General features: G+C 58.8%; 1 protein-coding gene and 1 pseudogene. Both read left to right on the top strand.

Annotated features, from left to right (window positions below; genetic code table 11):
• Window positions 1-199 (top strand): transposase (locus SB753_RS35920; RefSeq protein ID WP_410804853.1); only part of this gene is annotated, 199 nt, incomplete at its 5' end.
• A 31-nt stretch (window positions 200-230) separates the two neighbouring features.
• Window positions 231-320 (top strand): annotated as a pseudogene (locus SB753_RS35915) (YihY/virulence factor BrkB family protein); the annotation flags it as partial.

Raw genomic sequence — 320 nt, 5'->3', positions numbered from 1 at the left:
CTGCGAGAACACCAACGGGCTGCTGCGGCAGTATCTGCCGAAGGGCACTGACCTCTCGATCTACAGTCAGGACGAACTCGATGGCATCGCCGACAGCCTCAACAGCCGACCTCGCGCTACCCATGCATTTCATTCACCATTCGAGGTCTTCGAACGTATGCTCGCAACCGCTTCGATAACCTCAGCTTCCATTCATTAGCCCCCTGTTGCGCTTCACTCTTGAAACCGCCCTTGCTCACGCAGGCACCGCTGGCTCATGCGGGGCCGCGGGGTCGCTTGCCGTCCTCATGATGTGGCTGTACTTAGCCGCCGTTTTCCTT

The organism is Paraburkholderia sp. SIMBA_053, from assembly GCF_046534895.1.
In the GTDB taxonomy this organism is placed as follows: Bacteria; Pseudomonadota; Gammaproteobacteria; order Burkholderiales; family Burkholderiaceae; genus Paraburkholderia; species Paraburkholderia caledonica.
Note: the sequence above shows the minus strand (reverse complement) of the source record. Positions and strands in the feature narration are given on the sequence as shown.